A 15,939-nucleotide genomic window follows, 5' to 3' on the forward strand; every position below is an offset into this window, starting at 1 on the left:
ATTTCAAATATAAAAAAGGGATTCAAATGAAGTCGAAAATAGTGATAGTGTCTGATGACGTCTATTATCTGACGGGTATATCGAAAGGGATGAAAGAGTCAGGTACGCGTGTTGAGAGCATTTTTTTAAGCGATGCTGGCGAGTTTGAACGTTTCACGCTAACCACCTCTTTTTCGCTATCAAAAGATACCGTTGTGTTGCTCTCCGTCAGAGAGCCGGGTTTACTCGACAGGTTAATAACCTTTTTCTTTAGTAAGGTTACGCTGTGCATATCACCGTCAGGCCTGCATTCCCGTCGCCATTTCTTTTGCCAGTACGGTGTATATTACTTCAATAAAAACAAAACATTATCAGAATTAAACGATATTCTGATAGCTATTTCAAATAGAAAAAATACGGAAAGTAACACCATCACTGACAAAGAGTTTTTTATTCTCAGCGAGTTAGTCCGCGCCGGGAATGTGAAACGAATGTACAGCGCAATAAACATCTCTGAAAAAACGGTCTCTTACTACAAGAGGTCGGCATTAAAAAAGATGGGATTACTGAGCAGCCAAAATTACTTATGTATCCACCCGGCGCTCTCCGCCGTTAAGACCATTCAACGGCACTGAGCCCCACCTGAAACTTGTCTGACGATGCTGGTACGCTTTGATACCGGGGATACCCAGACTCCCGATATTGTTTATCAGGTTGCGACCACAATCGTTATGTAGTCAAATACATAACGACATCAATGCTAAAAGAGAGTTTCCATGAACCTGTATATGTTTTATATCGGTGGAAATGCCGGTAAATCCAATATCGAAGTACACGATATTCAGTTTGTCGCAGCCAACGAGCCACAAGACGCCTGGCCTGCGCTAAGAGAAGCATGGTTTGGTGACAAGGATAAGATTCACATTGATGGTTACAGCCGTATTACGTGGGTGAATGGCTATTCTGTCACACTCTCTCCTGAACCCTCCCCAACGGCGAACAGGTTATTTTTTGTTAACGTTGGTGGATACCGGCCTGATACGTTAGCTGAATTACATGAATTTGATCTTTTTGTCGCGCAAGACGCACAACAGGCCAGGAAGAATGCACTACAAACGTTGCTCTGCGGCGTTGAACAGCAACATAAAGACAATCTGAAGGATGTCGATGATTGTCTGTTACTTGAAAAGGTAGGCGGGCTATTTATTCATCTGACACCCTGCCCGACAGGACGTCGTGACCAACCAGAATGGCAGGGTTATCAACCGATAGGTGAATAACATTCAGGAGCCTGCTCTCCGGCCTGCGTATACATTCTGCGGCAATCGGGCCTTTACCCTTCATCATTTAGCGGGGTAAGCGGGTATTCCCCATTGACTAAGCCATTATCAAAAAATGGCTTTACTCCTTTCCATAATACAACTCCCTTCCCTGAAATTTACGGTTTCACACGTTCGAACCCATTATCCATATTGTAATCAGCATCAATAAACGGCACATCATGGGGAAGTCAGCCAAATAGTAAACATTTAAAGTTTCGTTATAAGAAAGAACGAATCCCTATTTCATGCGCCGTCAATATGCTGCTAGCTTCGCTGGTTTGTATATACAAGTAAATTCATGCATTTCTTTGCGGGGAAACGGGGATGAGCATAAAAAACAAACTGGCAGCCTCCTGGCTGGCGCTGGGGTTGTTCGCAGCGCAGGCGCAGGCAGCGGATTTCGTTGTGGGCAGCAAAAACTTTACCGAACAATATATTCTGGCGGAAATCTATGCCCAGGCACTGGAGCAATCCGGTCTTTCCGTTGAACGCAAAACAAACCTGGGCGGGACGTTAATCGCCCACGCCGCGCTGCTGAAAGGCGAAATTGATATGTACCCGGAATATACCGGTACGGCGCTCAGCGCAGTGGTCAAAGGAAAGCCTTCCTCCGATGCCGCACAGGTGTTTAAGCAGGTCAGCGACGCCTACCAGCAGCAATATCATCTCACCTGGCTGCAACCAGCCCGCGTGAACAACGGCTACGCACTGCTGGTGAGCAAACAAACCGCAGAGAAATACCACCTGAAAACGCTCTCCGATCTCGCCAAAGCCGCGCCGGAACTGACCATCGGCGCAGGTGCGGAGTTTGGCGACCGTCAGGACGGCCTGAAAGGGCTGGAGCAGACCTACGGCATTAAATTTAAAGCCTTCCGCCAGTTTGCCAAAGTCGGCCTGCGCTACGACGCCCTTGCTGCCGGGCAAATAGACGTCGCAAACGGCTTCGCAACCGACTGGCAAATCGCGGAAAACCAGTATGTCGCACTGGAAGACGATAAACACCTCTTCCCTCCCTACGAAGTTGCGCCGGTCGTGCGCGATGCCGCGCTACAGGCACATCCCCAGGTTCGCGACATTTTAAATAACATCAGCCAGTTGCTTGATAACGCCACGATGCAAAAACTGAATGCGGAAGTGGAAAAGAATAAAGAAGAACCGCGCGATGTGGCGGAAGACTTTTTGCGCGCAAAAGGCGTAATTAAATAGGGTACGACCGTGACAACGACACTTTTTCTGGGCGACGCGCCGCTCACGCTTGATGACGTGCGAGCTGTCGCTGACTGCGGCCAGACTGTCGCGCTGGGGGCGCTGGCGCAGCAGGCCATCAGCGCGTCCTTTGATTTTCTGCTGCACAGCATCAGCGCCGGAAAGCATATCTATGGCGTCACCACCGGGCTTGGCGCTAATGTCGATACGACGCTGCTGCACACGCAAAATGACCGTCACGATGAGGATCTGCTACAGGCGATTCAGCGACGGATCCCGCTGGCGCGGGCGGTCGGCGTCGGCCAGCAGGCAACGCCCGCACAGGTTCGCGCGATCATGCTGGCGCGTCTTGCGGGTTTCGTGCAGGGCGCATCGGGTATTTCTCTGCCCGTGGCGCAGACGCTGCTGGCCTTTATCAACGAAGGCATCCATCCGCGCGTTCCGCTTATCGGATCTATCGGCGAAGCGGATCTCGCGCCGCTGGCGCATATCGGATGCGCGCTCATCGGCGATGGCGAAGCGGAATATCAGGGTACGGTGGCGCCAGTCTCCGCACTGCTGAACCAGACTGGTCTGACGCCTGCGCCGCTGCGTGGAAAAGACGGGCTGGCGCTGGTGTCGTCTAACGCCGCCAGCGTCGGCCTCGCCGCGCTGCTGCTGCACGACGCCGCCCGGCTTATGAACGCCCACGCGGGCGCTATCGCGCTCTCGTTTGAAGCGTTTCGCGCTAATATCTCGCCGCTGACGCCCTGGGCGGCGCGGATGCGCCCCGCACCGCAACAGGCTAAGACCGCCGCGTATCTGCTGGCGCTGCTGGAAGGCAGCTCGCTACTCCAGCCCGGCAGCGCGCGTTCGTTGCAGGACCCGCTCAGCTTCCGCTGCGTCGCGCCGGTGCTGGCCTGCGTTCACCACGCCTGGCTGAATGCCCGCGCGGCGGTGGAACTGGAACTCAACAGCGCCGACGACAATCCCGGCCTGCTGGCTGAGTCTGAACAGGTCCTGGCAAATGCCAATTTTGATGCCACGCATCTGGCGCTGGCGCTGGAAAGCCTCGGGCTGGCTCTCGCCCGCCATGCCGCATGCAGCGGCGAACGCATCATGAAACTGATGTCACCCGCCGCCAGCGGCCTGCCGCGTTTTCTCACCCGCCACGCCGGGCAGACAGGCTTCGCCACGCTGCAAAAAACGGTTTCCGCGCTGGTCAGCGATATCGCCCATCATGCCCAGCCGCTCTCCCCGCTGACGATGCCGGTAGCCGATCGGATTGAAGATTACGCCTCGCAGGCAATGGGGGTGGTCGCCAAAACCACACGACTACTGGAAAGCCTGCGCTATCTGGTGGCCATTGAACTGCTGGTCGCCGCGCAGGCGCTGGATCTTCAGGCGTCGCCACGGCCAGGACGCTATGCAACGGCATTACACGACAAGATTCGCGCTCGGGTGGCGCCGCTGGATGAAGATCGCGCCAGCGCTGGCGACATTTCCGTTCTGGCCGACGCAATAATGCAGCCGGAATGGCTTGCAGGCCAGGCCGTATTGCTGGAGACCTCCTGATGCGCTGGGCGACGCGACACTATGACGACATTCTGCTGGCGCTCTGGCAGCATCTGGTACTGGTCGGCGCCGCAATGCTGATGGCGTTCGCCATTTCACTGTTTCTCGGCATTACCACCGCCCGCCGCCCGCGACTGTATGCGCTGGTGATGGCGGTCACCGGCATGATTTTTTCCATTCCAGGGCTGGCGCTATTCGCACTGCTCATCCCGTGGCTCGGCATCGGAATGCTCCCGGCTATTGTCGGGCTGACAGCCTATGCGCTGATGATCCTGACCCGCAATATTGCCACCGGTTTTCATGCCATTCCGCTGGACGTCCGCGAAGCGGCGCGCGGAATGGGATATGGCGCCTGGCGCAATCTGCGCGAAGTGGAACTGCCGCTGGCGCTACCGTTCATCATCACCGGACTGCGCATTGCCACCACCACGCTTATCGGCATCGCTACGGTCGCGGCATATATCAACGCCGGTGGACTTGGCGCGATTATTCTCGCCGGGCTGGATCAGCGCTATCCAGAGAAAATATTTATCGGCGGCGGCCTGACGTCACTGCTGGCGATCGGCGCGGATCTGTTTTTTGTCCGGCTACAGCGGCGCGTTTTACAGGAGAGAGACCAATGATAACCCAGGCATGGCTATGGGTGCTGGATAACCAGCCGCTGTTCTGGCAGGCAGTGTGGCAGCATCTGATGATGTGCGGGCTGGCGCTCAGCATCGCCCTGATTATTGCTATCCCGACGGGCGTGCTGATCGCGAACATCCCTCGCCTCGCTTTTATCATCACCAGCGGCGCCAGCACGCTGCGGACGATCCCAAGTCTGGCGATCCTTGCGGCGGTCATGCCGTTTCTCGGTATTGGCCTGCTGCCTTCAGTCGTCGCGCTGGTGGTGCTGGCCGTGCCGCCGATTTTGCTCAACACCTGCACCAGCATTCAGTCCGTGAACCCGGATACGCTCTCAGCGGCGCACGGCATGGGGCTCACGCCCTGGCAGGTCACAGGCAAAATCGTACTGCCACTGGCGGCTCCCGGCATTCTCGCCGGCTGCCGTACCGCCGCCGTACAGGTTGTCGGCGGCGCGGCTCTGGCGTCATTTATCGGTGGCGGCGGTCTGGGGGATTTTGTCACCACCGGCATTGCCATCATGGACATGTCGCGCCTGCTGGTCGGCGCGGTGCCGATTATTCTGCTCGCTGTGGCTATCGAAGCGCTTTTCGCCCTGCTTGAGCGCCTGTTTTCTCAGCCGACGTAAAGGGCTAATACAATGATTACACTGGAAAATATTAGCAAAATTTATCCTGGATCGCCGCGTAAAGCGCTTGACGATCTCTCCATGACGTTTGAAGAGGGAACCACCACGGCCCTGATTGGCCCTTCCGGCTGCGGTAAAACCACCACCATGCGCTTAATCAACCGGCTGGAACAACCCACTTCCGGGCGTGTCCGGGTAAACGGGCGCGACGTCGCAACGGAAGATCCGGTGATGCTGCGTCGGCATATCGGCTACGTTATTCAAAACGTCGGACTGTTCCCGCATATGACCGTCGCGGACAACATCGCCACGGTGCCGCGCCTGCTGGGCTGGAGCGCCTCGCGTATTCAGGCGCGAGTGGAAACATTACTGGAGCTGGTCGGGCTGGATGCCCGGCAATACGCCAGCCGATTTCCTGCCGCGCTTTCCGGTGGTCAGCGGCAACGGGTCGGCGTTGCCCGCGCACTGGCGGCGGACCCGCCGGTCATGCTGATGGATGAACCGTTCGGCGCCATCGATCCGCTGGTTCGCGGGCGATTACAGACCGAGTTTAAGCAGATTCTGCAACGCGTGAAAAAGACGGTGATTATCGTCACTCACGATCTTGATGAGGCCATCAAAATGGGCGATCGCATCGCCATTATGCGCGAAGGACGCCTGTGCCAGTATGCCCCGCCCGCTGAAGTGCTCTCGGCTCCGGCGGATGAGTTCGTCGCGGCTTTTGTCGGCAGCGATGCGGCGCTGAAACTTCTTGCTATTACCCCGGTCGCCCAGGCGATGGAAACGTCTCTGAGCGCTGACCATCCACAACGGCTTGACGTCAACGCTACCCTGAAAGACGCGCTGGCGCTGATGCTTTCCCGGCGCGCCGACAGCATCACCGTCACCAAATGCGGCGCGCCCGTTGGCGTATTAACTCGCCAGCGGCTTTTCACCCACGTACGACCCGATGCGAACCATGCTACCAGTGAGAGAAATCTATGACTCAACCCATCCATTTAACCTGGCTAAACGGCCCCGACGTTGACCAACTGAAGCTCACGGATACAGAAATCCTCACGGCGGTGGAGGACGGGCTGCGGGCACAGGGAGAGAAAAAAACAGTCATTGAACCGCGCATGCATTTAATTCCCGATAAAGCGTTTAACGGCCACTTTAACGTGCTGCGCGGTTATATCGAACCGCTTGGACTCGCCGGGGTAAAAATCGTCGGCGATTACGTCAATAACTATACGCTCGGGCTGCCCTCGGAAATGGCGCTACTGAACCTGTTCGATCCGCGCACCGGAATGCCGGTCGCCATTCTGGACGCGTCAGCGATCACCGATATGCGCACCGGCGCGCTTACCGCGCTGGGCGCACGCCACCTTGCCCGCCGCAACAGTAAAGTGCTGGGACATATCGGCGCGCGGGGAACCGCCTGGTGGAACGTTCGCCTGCTCAACAGCATTTATGATTTTGATGAAATCCGCATTCATTCGCGTCGCCCGGAAAGCCGTACCGCATTTGCCCGCCGTCTGGAGCAGGATCTCGGCAAAAAAATCATCGTTACCGATGACTGGGAAAGCTGCGTGCGCGGCGCGGATATTGTGGTCGAAGCCTCGCGTCTTAATGCGCCGACGCCGCTGTTAAAAACAGAATGGATAAAGCCCGGCGCCTTTGTTGTGCCCTACGGCACCATGAGCGCCGTGGAGCTGTCGCTCACCGACATGATGGACAAGCTGGTAGTGGACGACTGGGGGCAGTGCAAAGGCGGCATGTTTGGTTCACTGCGAGCCCACGTAGAAGCGGGAAAATTAAGTGAGCATACCCTGCATGCCGAGCTGGGCGACATTGTCGCGGGCACGAAGCCAGGCCGTGAAAATGATGATGAAACCATCCTCTTCTGGCACCGGGGGCTGTCGCTAAGCGATATTGCGCTGGGGCATACGATGCTTAAGAAAGCGCATGCGCTGGGTATTGGTCAGGAGCTACGTTACCGATGATTGTTAACGCAAGAATGTACTCGGTAACTCCGGCAGCGGCGGAGGGGTGGAAAAGACTCCTGCCCGAAGCCGTGCGCCGCGCCGGGCTGACGGCAGAGATTGTTGACTACCCGGCCCCGGCCAGGCTGGAGGGGCTATGGACTCGTTCCGATCTGCTGGCGGTATTCATGTGCGGCTGGCCCTTCGCGCAGCGGCGCTTTCCGGTACGCCCGGTGGCCGCGCCGGTTACGGAAGAGGCCGCCAGGGAAGGGATTCCAGGGCACTACCGCACCCTATTTATGGTGCCAACATCGTCTACCGCCAGATGTCTGGAAGAGACGTTCGGCGGGCGGCTGGCGTATACCAACCCGGAGTCGCACTCCGGCTATAACGCGGTACGCTATCATCTGTCGGCATACATTAACGAGACGCGAAAGACGCTCTATCGCACGCTTGTCGGGCCGCTAATCACCCCGCGACGCGTGGTGGAAACGCTGGCAGCGGGCGAAGCGGATGTCGGCCCGTTGGACAGCTATGCCTGGTCGCTTCTGTGCCGGTATGAGCCGGAACTAACGCGCCATGTGCGCATACTGACGCGCAGCGTTCCCGCACCGATGCCTTTACTGGTGGCAAGCGATACCGTTAATCCACAGGCCATTGCGGCGCTGCAAACGGCGCTACTAACGCTGAATACAGAACGCGACGCCACGCTATTACGGCCTCTGGGGCTGCGGGGATTTACCACCCCGTCAGCAGACGCCTGGCAAGTCGTCTGCGACCGGGAAGAAATTGCGTTCTCCAGAGGCTATGCAACGCTGCGCTGAAAACGGCATTTCATTATGTCGCCCCTATTCGCTTCATCCGCAGTGACATCGTTATACGGTAGCCGCTTCGCGCCTTAACCAGTTCTGTAATAGTTTGCCATCCTGCGTCATTTCACTATCCTGGCGGACGCACAAATAGTAGTCGCGCCCGTCATCTATTGGCAGATCGAAAATCTTCACCAGCTCGCCTTTGTCCAGGTACGGCATAATGAGGGGTTCGCGCATCAGGGCGCATCCCAGTCCTGCCTGTACGCCCGCCAGCGTCAGCAGACCGTCCTCAAACAAGGGGCCGCTGCGCGGCGGGGAACGCTTCACGCCCTGCTGAATAAACCATTGATGCCAGGTGGTTCGTTCTTCATCATGCAGCAGCGGCATCTGCATCAGTTGCTCCGGGGTATCAATATGACCATGCAGTCGCAAAAACGCCTGGCTGCATACCGGCACCATGCGCCCGGAAATCAGTTTTTCACTCTGGTATCCCGCCCAGTTGCCATTGCCGAAGCGGATCGACATGTCTGAAGCGTCACTCAGATAGTTGCGGTGATTGGCATACACCACGTTAATCTCGGTATGCGGATTCGCGCGCATAAACATCGGCAGACGAGGAATAAACCAGCCCATCCCAAAAAGCGGAATCAGGCTAATCGTTACCTGCCGGGTCTGCTCCTGCTCCACCAGATGCTCCGTCGCCTGACGCAAAACGTTAAACGCCGCACGGATCGAACGATAATATTCACGCCCTTGCTGGCTCAGCGCCAGTCGTCGCCCATGCCGTTCGGTGAGCGCGATTTGCAGATATCCCTCAAGCAATTTGAGCTGATGGCTAACCGCAGATGGCGAAATCGCCAGTTCCCTCGCGGCTTGCGTCACGCTTCCTAACCGGGCAATGGCTTCAAAGGCGCGCACCGCCCGCAACGGAGGATCGTTGGCAAGGCGACTCTCCGCAAAGGAGGGCAATGTCGTCAATTGTTCTGTTTTATTCATATATTGATTTCTTTAGGCTGTAACCTTGTTTTGTGATTAATAAAATCATCATATTAATCATTAAGATATGAAAATATCTGTTTATCATAAGAAATAATATATGTGTATTTTACAATTTTATTCAATTATTGGATGGTACCCACTGAAAGAGCAATTTGTCGGGTACAAACGTTGGACACACTCATACAACAACTGATAAACGGTGTGATGCTGGGCAGCATCTACGCGCTGATCGCGCTGGGCTATACCATGGTGTATGGTATTTTGCGTATTATTAACTTTGCTCACGGCGATATCCTGATGGTTGGCGCGCTCACTACGCTCTCCGCCATCAATGTCCTGAATCATACCTTCCCTGCTATGCCGCAGTTATTGCAACTCGGTGTAGCGCTGCTCATTGCGATGGCCGTCTGCGCCCTGCTGGCAATGGCGGTAGAACGTTTCGCCTATCGCAGGCTGCGTAACGCCCCACGGCTGGCTCCGCTGATCTCCGGTATCGGCGTTTCCGTATTACTGCAAACCGTGGCGATGATCGTCTGGACCCGCAACCCGCTGATGTTCCCGCAGATCCTGTCGATGGCCCCGATCGCCGTGACCTCCGGCGGCGAAACTCATCCACCCGCGATTATCACTCTCACCGGCATTGTCACCGTCGGGCTGGCGCTGGCAGTCATGACCGGTCTGTGGCTGCTGGTTGAATACACTCGCCTCGGGCGAGGCATGCGCGCAGTGGCAGAGAATCCGCGGGTCGCCACGCTGATGGGCGTTAACCCAAACGCCATCATCACCCTGACGTTTGCTATCGGCGGCATTTTTGCGGCGCTGGCCGGCGTGATGATGGCGAGCAACTACGGTAACGCCAGCTTCTCAATGGGCTTTCTCCCCGGAATTAAAGCGTTCACCGCCGCCGTGCTTGGCGGCATTGGCAATATTCGCGGTGCGATGATCGGCGGGATTTTACTGGGTGTCATAGAAGCGCTGGGTGCGGGCTATCTCGGTGAGCTCACTAACGGCGTCTTTGGCAGTAATTACCAGGACGTGTTTGCCTTCATCGTGTTGATCCTGGTGCTGGTATTCCGTCCGGCAGGTTTGCTGGGCGAGCGCGTGGCGCACAGAGCGTAAGGGAAAATCAATGACAACCGTACAACTGCAAGCTCCAGCCACGACGCGCAAATTCTGGTCAGGTATGACCTTGTTCTGCATCGCATTGCTGATTGCTCCTGTCGTTGCCAGCCAGCTTGGCGGTAACTACTGGGTCCGCGTGATCGATTTCGCCCTGCTCTACATCATGCTGGCGCTGGGGCTCAATATCGTCGTGGGCTATACCGGCCTGCTGGATATGGGGTTTATTGCCTTTTATGCCGTTGGGGCTTATCTGGCCGCTCTGCTGGCCTCTCCCCATCTGTCTGAGGTGTTCCCAATCCTCACCGTCTGGTTCCCGAACGGGCTACATACCTCGTATCTGCTGATCGTTCCGGCTGCGGCACTGGTCGCTGCCGTATGCGGCATTTTGCTTGGCGCACCGACGCTGAAGCTGCGCGGGGATTATCTGGCAATTGTTACGCTGGGCTTTGGCGAAATTATCCGCATTCTGATGCGCAACCTCGATCGCCCGGTGAATATCACCAACGGTGCCAAAGGGATCACCGGCGTGGATACGCTTAACCTGTTTGGCCTGAAGTTCAGCGGTGTTTATCACTGGCTCGGCTTTAAAGTGCCCGCGTTGTGGCTGTGGTACTACCTGCTGATGCTGGTCATTGTGGCGATCATTTTTGTCTGCCTGCGCCTGCAACACTCACGTATCGGCCGCGCCTGGCACGCGATTCGTGAGGACGAAGACGTGGCCCGCGCGATGGGCATTAACGTGCGTAACTATAAGCTGCTGGCTTTTGCTATGGGCGCCTCGTTTGGCGGCGTCGCTGGCGCACTGTTTGGCGCGTTTCAGGGATTTGTCTCCCCGGAATCCTTCACCTTGCAAGAGTCCATTGCCGTGCTGGCGATGGTGGTGCTGGGCGGTATGGGCCATATCCCCGGCGTGATCCTCGGTGCGGTACTCCTGACCGCCCTGCCGGAACTGCTCCGTAGCCAGGCGGCCCCTGTTCAACAGATGTTGTTCGGCACGGTACTGATTGACCCGGAAATTTTGCGTCAGCTCTTCTACGGCCTTGCACTGGTGCTGGTGATGCTGGTTCGCCCATCCGGTATCTGGCCGGTTCGCCACAAAGAGGTGAAAGCATGAGCCTGTTAACCGTGAGCAATATGTCCAAACGCTTTGGCGGCCTGACCGCCGTGGACGATGTTTCGCTTTCCATCAATAAAGGCGAGATCTACGGTCTGATCGGCCCCAACGGAGCCGGAAAAACCACCTGTTTTAACCTGATTACCGGGCTTTACCCGGCAGACAGGGGGGCGTTTTTTATTGCAGACCAACCCTATTACCCAAAACAGATAGAGAAAGTCACCGCCGCCGGGATTGCACGCACTTTTCAAAACGTGCGTCTGTTCAACGAGATGTCGGTGCTGGAAAACGTGATGGTCGGTCGCCACGTTCGCACCCGTAATGGGCTATGGGCTGCACTGAGCCGCCATAAACGCGCCCGTGAGGAAGAAGCGCAAACCCGCGAACAGGCCTGGCGCTGGCTGGAGTACACCGGCATTGCAAAGTTTGCCCATTACCGCGCCTGCGATCTGGCCTATGGCCACCAGCGTCGTCTTGAGATCGCCCGCGCGCTGGCTACAGATCCGCTGCTTCTGGCGCTTGACGAACCTGCTGCGGGGATGAACGCCGCCGAGAAGGTCGCGCTTGGCGAGCTGTTAATCCGTATTCGTGAAGATGGCAAAACCCTGCTGATGATCGAGCACGACGTCAAGCTGGTGATGAACATCTGCGACCGCCTGACGGTGCTCGATTACGGCAAAACGCTGGCCTGCGGCACGCCGGATAGCGTGCGTCGCGACCCGGCAGTTATCGCAGCCTGGCTTGGAGGCAATAAGCATGTCTGAGTTACTGAAGGTGGAACGCCTGGATGTGCATTACGGCGGTATTCAGGCCGTTCGCGATATCTCCTTTACCCTGCATGAGGGTGAACAAGCCACGCTGATTGGCGCCAACGGCGCGGGTAAAAGTTCCACCGTGCGCGCCATCACCGGGCTGGAAAGTTTTAACGGCAACATTGAGTTCAATGGCAAAGCCGTACGCAAACAGAAACCGGAGACGCTGCTGCGCAACGGGCTGGTGATGGTGCCGGAAGGTCGCGGCATCTTTGCCCGCATGACGGTGCTTGAAAATTTGCAGATGGGGGCATGGTTAAGGCGTGACGCCGCCATTAAGCGCGAAATGGCAGAGATTTTTGAGCGTTTCCCGCGTCTTGGCGAACGCCAGCACCAGCTTGCAGGACTGCTCTCTGGCGGCGAACAGCAGCTGTTAGCGCTCAACCGCGCCCTGCTGAGCCGCCCGCGTTTGCTGATCCTCGACGAGCCATCTATGGGGTTAGCCCCCAGGATGGTGGAAAACATTTTTACCGTGATCGCCGGGCTGCGCGCATGCGGCGTCGCCCTGCTGCTCATTGAACAAAACGCCCGACTGGCGCTGGAAGTAACCGACAGCGCCTGGGTGATGGACAGCGGCAGCATTGTGCATCACGGCGAGTCGAAAGCGATGCTTAATGACGATCAAATTGCACAGATTTATTTGGGCGAAATGCCTGTTTAACACACTCACCAACAGCAGGGAAAAACAATGAAAACAGTAAAAATCAGTGCGCTCAGCGCCGCTATTCTGCTCAGTAATTTTGCCTCTACAGGTGCATGGTCAGCGGAAAGCGAAACCGTGACCATCGGTCTTGCAGGCCCGCTTACCGGCCCGTCTGCCCGTATTGGTAAAGATCTGGAGAACGGCGCCCAACTGGCGATTAACGATATCAACAAGCAGCACCCGACCATCGGTGGTAAAGCGGTGACCTTCAGGCTGCAATCTGAAGACGATCAGTCTGACCCGCGCACTGCCGTGGCTGTGGCGCAGCGTCTGGTCGATAGCGGCGTGGCGGGCGTGGTCGGCCACTGGAATACCGGCACCAGTATTCCGGCGGCACGCGTTTATCACGATGCGGGTATCGCCCAGGTCGCGCCCGTTGCCACCGGCCATGCCTATACCAGACAGGGCTTTGATACCAGCTTCCGTGTGATGGGGCATGACGACGACGGCGGCCAGTTTGCCGGTCAGTATGCGGTGAATACCCTGAAAGCAAAACGTATTGCCGTGATCGACGACCGTACCGCATTCGGTCAGGGGCTGGCTGACGAGTTTATAAAATCACTTGAAGCGCAGGGCGTGAAGATTGTTGACCGCCAGTACGTTGACGACAAAACCGTGGATTTCAGCGCCGTGCTGACCGCCATTCGTAGCAAAAACGCTGACCTGATCTTCTTCGGCGGTGTGGATAGCCAGGCCGCGCCGCTGGCGCGTCGTATCAAACAGCTGGGTATGAACGCCACGCTGATGGGCGCAGGCGGCTTCGTCAGCCAGACCTTCCTGCAACTGGCCCAGAAAGAAGGTGAAGGCGTCGTGGCGCTGGAGCCGGGCCTGCCGGTTGAGCAGATGCCGGGCGGTAAGGCGTTCGAACAAGAGTATCAGTCTCGCTACCACACCCATATTGAACTCCACGCCCCATTCGCCTATGACGCCACCCGCGTTCTGGTTGCCGCGATGGAAAAAGCCGACTCTGTCGATCCGGCTGAGTATCTGCCGGTTCTGCGCGCAATAAGCTATTCCGGCGTTACCGGGCAGATCGCTTTTGATAATGAAGGCAACCTGAAATCGCCGTCTTTCACCGTCTACAAAGTCGTGGATGGTAAATGGCAGCCGCAAACGGTACTGGGCGGCGCCAAAACGAAGTAACGCAGTGAGGCAATGTGATGAGTGATAATAATGAGCTGGGCATTCTCGCCCGCCGCAAAATAGAAGCAGAGATTATTAAACCAATCTATGAAATCCTGGTGCGCGAGATAGGGAAAGCCCGCGCCCAGGCGGTCATTGGCGAAGCCATTGAGCAGGCGGCGATCGATGCCGGTAAAGAATTTGCGCGCAAGGAGCCGAATGGCACAGACGTGAAGAGTTTTATCGCCCTGCAATACCTGTGGGAGAAGGATAACGCGCTGGATGTCAAAGTGATCGACGCCGACGACAAGCAGTACAACTATAACGTCACCCGCTGCCGTTATGCCGAGATGTACCACGAGATGGGCCTCGGTGAGATTGGTCACCTGCTCTCCTGCGCCCGAGATGAGAAATTTATCGTCGGCTACGCGCCCGACGTGGAGCTGACCCGTACGACCACCATCATGCAGGGTGGCGCATGCTGTGACTTTCGCTATCGCACCAAAAAGGAAGACGTATGATCCGCGTGAACGCAGAGCGTTTATGGTCAACGCTTGAGATAATGGCGCAAATCGGCGGCACGCCAGCCGGTGGCGTCACCCGACTGGCATTAAGCAATGAGGATCGCCTCGCCCGTGATTTACTGCGCGACTGGGCGCAGGAAGCCGGATTTCGCTGCGAAATCGATAGCATGGGCAACATGTTTATTCGCCGCACCGGTAAAAAACCACAGCTTGCGCCGGTGATGACCGGTTCACACGTTGATTCTCAGCCGCTGGGTGGGCGATATGATGGAATTTACGGCGTGCTGGCCGGGCTGGAAGTGCTGCGTACTTTAAACGATCAGAACATTGAGACCGAACGCGATATTGTACTGGTCAACTGGACCAATGAAGAAGGCGCACGCTTCGCGCCAGCAATGCTGGCCTCCGGCGTCTGGAGCGGGCAGTTCACACAACAATACGCGTGGGCGCGTGAAGATCAGGATGGCATCAGCGTCGGCGAAGCGCTTGAGGCCATCGGTTACCGTGGCGACCAGCCCACCGTCGCCTTCCCTGTCTACACCTGTTACGAGCTACATATCGAGCAAGGCCCGATTCTCGAAGAGGAAGGTATTGATATCGGCCTGGTGCATGCCGCTATGGGCCAGCGCTGGTTCAACGTTGTAATCCGCGGATTTGCCGCCCATGCCGGCACCACGCCAATGGCCAGCCGCCGCGATGCGTTGACCGCCTTCGCCCGTCTGGCGCTGGCGGTGGAGGATATTGGCAATCAGCACGAACCAAACGGCAGAGCGACAATCGGTATGGCGCAGATTTCACCGGGATCGCGTAACGTAGTGCCAGGGGAAGTACATTGCAGCGTGGAGTTTCGTCATCCACAGACTGCCACCCTCCAGGCAATGGAAACGGCGCTTCGCAAGGCAACCGCCGATCTGAATCAGCGCGGCATTCAGCTCGACGTGGAACGTATCTTCGATTACGCCCCCATCGCATTTGACGAGACCTGTCTACAGCGCAGCGCAAACGCGGCCCAGGCACTGGGATACAGCAGCAAACGGATGGTGTCCGGCGCCGGTCACGATACCTGTTATATCAGCAAAATCGCGCCCGCCAGCATGATTTTTATCCCCTGCGAAAAAGGCATCAGCCACAACGAGGCAGAAAACATTCAGCCGGAATGGGCAGAAAAAGGCGCTAATGTTCTGCTGCACAGCCTCCTGCCAGCTGCGCTTGAATAACAGAGCCAGGTGAACCGGTCAGGTGGAAGAATCACTATTCAACTTAATCGATTACAAGCATGACCGGGTTTGACTGTACAGCAGACCATGAATATGACTCATGTTGTAATGAAATTAAGTCTCTTTCACTCATCCAGTGACTCTGGCATAAAAGAGACCTTACTCACTTATTGATAACATGAAGACTGCTAAATAATAAAGTCAGGTAACTCTGTAAAATCAATAAATTAATTCAGT

17 protein-coding genes are annotated in these 15,939 nt (G+C 56.5%); 16 read left to right on the forward strand and 1 reads right to left on the reverse strand.

The window, feature by feature from the left end; translation table 11 throughout:
• Positions 1 to 26 precede the first annotated feature (26 nt).
• From OGV83_RS03380 to OGV83_RS03420, 9 genes are all read left to right on the forward strand, one after another.
• Positions 27 to 614 carry a LuxR C-terminal-related transcriptional regulator gene (locus OGV83_RS03380; protein WP_110494629.1) on the forward strand — a complete coding sequence of 196 codons (588 nt, stop codon included), beginning with the start codon at positions 27 to 29 and terminating at the stop codon, positions 612 to 614.
• Between the two features lie 141 nt (positions 615 to 755).
• The gene (locus tag OGV83_RS03385; protein ID WP_049009514.1) at positions 756 to 1,259 is read left to right on the forward strand and encodes a DUF1543 domain-containing protein; all 504 of its coding nucleotides are present in this window, start codon (positions 756 to 758) and stop codon (positions 1,257 to 1,259) included.
• A 366-nt stretch (positions 1,260 to 1,625) separates the two neighbouring features.
• The gene (locus OGV83_RS03390; protein ID WP_047458689.1) at positions 1,626 to 2,507 is read left to right on the forward strand and encodes a glycine betaine ABC transporter substrate-binding protein; all 882 of its coding nucleotides are present in this window, start codon (positions 1,626 to 1,628) and stop codon (positions 2,505 to 2,507) included.
• A 9-nt stretch (positions 2,508 to 2,516) separates the two neighbouring features.
• A complete protein-coding gene (locus OGV83_RS03395) occupies positions 2,517 to 4,061 on the forward strand; it encodes an HAL/PAL/TAL family ammonia-lyase (RefSeq protein ID WP_286463144.1) in 1,545 nt (514 codons plus the stop codon).
• The gene (locus OGV83_RS03400) at positions 4,061 to 4,684 is read left to right on the forward strand and encodes an ABC transporter permease (protein ID WP_286463145.1); all 624 of its coding nucleotides are present in this window, start codon (positions 4,061 to 4,063) and stop codon (positions 4,682 to 4,684) included. Before OGV83_RS03395 ends, OGV83_RS03400 begins: the two co-directional genes overlap by 1 nt.
• Positions 4,681 to 5,313, forward strand: coding sequence for an ABC transporter permease (locus tag OGV83_RS03405; protein WP_115609584.1), 633 nt, complete (start codon positions 4,681 to 4,683; stop codon positions 5,311 to 5,313). The genes OGV83_RS03400 and OGV83_RS03405 overlap by 4 nt, the downstream gene beginning before the upstream one ends.
• A 12-nt stretch (positions 5,314 to 5,325) precedes the next feature.
• The gene (locus OGV83_RS03410; RefSeq protein WP_071260027.1) at positions 5,326 to 6,297 is read left to right on the forward strand and encodes an ABC transporter ATP-binding protein; all 972 of its coding nucleotides are present in this window, start codon (positions 5,326 to 5,328) and stop codon (positions 6,295 to 6,297) included.
• A complete protein-coding gene (locus OGV83_RS03415) occupies positions 6,294 to 7,298 on the forward strand; it encodes an ornithine cyclodeaminase family protein (RefSeq protein ID WP_110494633.1) in 1,005 nt (334 codons plus the stop codon). The genes OGV83_RS03410 and OGV83_RS03415 overlap by 4 nt, the downstream gene beginning before the upstream one ends.
• Positions 7,295 to 8,101 (forward strand): phosphate/phosphite/phosphonate ABC transporter substrate-binding protein, encoded by an 807-nt coding sequence (locus OGV83_RS03420; protein WP_286463146.1) that lies wholly within the window; start codon positions 7,295 to 7,297, stop codon positions 8,099 to 8,101. The genes OGV83_RS03415 and OGV83_RS03420 overlap by 4 nt, the downstream gene beginning before the upstream one ends.
• 51 nt (positions 8,102 to 8,152) lie before the next feature.
• Here the strand turns inward: OGV83_RS03420 and OGV83_RS03425 are convergent, their stop codons facing one another.
• Entirely contained in the window at positions 8,153 to 9,085 is a 933-nt protein-coding gene (locus tag OGV83_RS03425; protein WP_047458702.1) for a LysR substrate-binding domain-containing protein, read from the reverse strand.
• 171 nt (positions 9,086 to 9,256) lie between these two features.
• Between OGV83_RS03425 and OGV83_RS03430 the strand changes: the two genes are divergently transcribed.
• From OGV83_RS03430 to OGV83_RS03460, 7 genes are read left to right on the forward strand one after another with little or no spacing between them, the layout of a single operon-like run.
• Positions 9,257 to 10,207, forward strand: a complete 951-nt coding sequence (locus OGV83_RS03430) for a branched-chain amino acid ABC transporter permease (RefSeq protein ID WP_024130638.1) — start codon at positions 9,257 to 9,259, stop codon at positions 10,205 to 10,207.
• Between the two features lie 10 nt (positions 10,208 to 10,217).
• Positions 10,218 to 11,324, forward strand: a complete 1,107-nt coding sequence (locus OGV83_RS03435; protein ID WP_200030849.1) for a branched-chain amino acid ABC transporter permease — start codon at positions 10,218 to 10,220, stop codon at positions 11,322 to 11,324.
• On the forward strand, positions 11,321 to 12,088 hold the full coding sequence (locus OGV83_RS03440; protein WP_012133754.1) for an ABC transporter ATP-binding protein: 768 nt from the start codon (positions 11,321 to 11,323) through the stop codon (positions 12,086 to 12,088). The genes OGV83_RS03435 and OGV83_RS03440 overlap by 4 nt, the downstream gene beginning before the upstream one ends.
• Positions 12,081 to 12,797: an ABC transporter ATP-binding protein gene (locus OGV83_RS03445; RefSeq protein WP_286463147.1), complete on the forward strand. Its 717-nt coding sequence runs from the start codon at positions 12,081 to 12,083 to the stop codon at positions 12,795 to 12,797. Before OGV83_RS03440 ends, OGV83_RS03445 begins: the two co-directional genes overlap by 8 nt.
• 27 nt (positions 12,798 to 12,824) lie before the next feature.
• Positions 12,825 to 13,982 carry a branched-chain amino acid ABC transporter substrate-binding protein gene (locus tag OGV83_RS03450; protein WP_199971288.1) on the forward strand — a complete coding sequence of 386 codons (1,158 nt, stop codon included), beginning with the start codon at positions 12,825 to 12,827 and terminating at the stop codon, positions 13,980 to 13,982.
• Between the two features lie 17 nt (positions 13,983 to 13,999).
• Positions 14,000 to 14,482 (forward strand): L-2-amino-thiazoline-4-carboxylic acid hydrolase, encoded by a 483-nt coding sequence (locus OGV83_RS03455; RefSeq protein ID WP_012133757.1) that lies wholly within the window; start codon positions 14,000 to 14,002, stop codon positions 14,480 to 14,482.
• Positions 14,479 to 15,702, forward strand: a complete 1,224-nt coding sequence (locus tag OGV83_RS03460) for a Zn-dependent hydrolase (protein ID WP_286463148.1) — start codon at positions 14,479 to 14,481, stop codon at positions 15,700 to 15,702. Before OGV83_RS03455 ends, OGV83_RS03460 begins: the two co-directional genes overlap by 4 nt.
• The last annotated feature ends 237 nt before the right edge of the window (positions 15,703 to 15,939 follow it).

The organism is Citrobacter sp. CK189, from assembly GCF_030333505.1.
GTDB lineage: Bacteria > Pseudomonadota > Gammaproteobacteria > Enterobacterales > Enterobacteriaceae > Citrobacter_B > Citrobacter_B koseri.